The organism is Paraburkholderia sp. RL17-373-BIF-A (genome assembly GCF_046030175.1).
GTDB lineage: Bacteria > Pseudomonadota > Gammaproteobacteria > Burkholderiales > Burkholderiaceae > Paraburkholderia.
In genome coordinates, this window is record NZ_JARESO010000274.1 from 1 (window position 1) to 1,211 (window position 1,211).

A 1,211-nucleotide genomic window follows, 5' to 3' on the forward strand; every position below is an offset into this window, starting at 1 on the left:
GTTCGCGCGCTGCGCGAAAGCCGTGCGCCGCAAGCCGGGCTCAACCTGGCATCTGGATGAGGTATTCCTGGAACTGCAAGGTGAGCCGTACGTGCTGTGGCGCGCGGTGGACGAGCACGGCACGGAGCTGGACGTGCTGCTGCAAAAGCGCCGCGACACGGCGGCGGCCAAACGTTTCTTCCAGCGGGTGCTGCGCGCCCACGGCGTGCCCAGAAAGATTGGGACCGATCAGCTACGCAGCTATCCGGCGGCGAAGGCAGAAGTGCCGGAGCTGGCTGACGTGAAGCACGTCTTCGTGAAAGCTTCTGCCCGGGTCAATAACCGCGCGGAAAACAGCCACCAGCCCACGCGCCGGCGAGAGCGTCAGATGCAGGGCTTCCGCGATCCCCGGCGCACGCAGGCGTTTCTCTCGCGTTTGGGTCCGTTCCGTCAACACTTCGCGTTGTCCCGGCACCGGATGAACGCAAGCCAAGCTGTCATCGCCAGCAACTCGGGGCGCGTCTGCTTGCGTGGTACGACTGGGCAGGTGTGCAACTTCCCGGCGAAAATTAATGAGGAAACCTTATCTAAATGGGAAAACATGCCCCGTTTTGCCTAACTTGACAAAGCCATCAATAGCAGCTTTCATCGCGGAGGACGTATTTCACTCCGCCTCCTCAATGCGACAGCACCATTCCACGCGGCGTTAATCCGGCTGCCACGGGGCTGCCGAGCGGCGACAGGGTGCCGTCTGTGTTCACCGTGTACATTGAAACCGTGTTGCTGTCGACATTCGTCACATACGCGACCTGGCCGGATGGCGCTACCGTGATCGAGAATGACTGGTCTCCGGCTGCCACGGGGCTGCCGAGCGGAGACAAGGTGCCGTCCGTGTTCACCGTGTACATCGAAACCGTGTTGTCGCTCGAATTTACCACATACGCGAACCGGCCGGAGGGTGTCACCACAATCGAGGTTGGGGATGCTTCAGTTGCCACGGGGCTGCCGAGCGGGGACAGGGTGCCGTCCATATTCACCGTGTACATCGAAACCGTCCGGCTGCTGGCATTTTCCACATACGCGGCCTGGCCGGATGGCGCCACCGCGATCGATGATGGCTCGTTTCCGGTTGCCACGGGGCTACCGAGCGGGGACAGGGAGCCGTCCGTGTTCACCGTGTACATCGACACCGTGTTGCCGTTCGAATTTACCACATACGCGAACCGGCCGAT

General features: G+C 61.8%; 2 protein-coding genes. One reads left to right on the forward strand and one right to left on the reverse strand.

What is annotated here, in order from left to right; translation table 11 throughout:
* Nucleotides 1–598 (forward strand): DDE-type integrase/transposase/recombinase (locus P0D80_RS50280; protein ID WP_459252780.1); only part of this gene is annotated, 598 nt, incomplete at its 5' end.
* A gap of 58 nt (nt 599–656) precedes the next feature.
* On the opposite strand, the gene P0D80_RS50285 is transcribed toward P0D80_RS50280, so the two are convergent.
* The coding region (locus P0D80_RS50285; protein ID WP_408296245.1) for a lactonase family protein at nt 657–1,211 on the reverse strand (555 nt) is incomplete at its 5' end.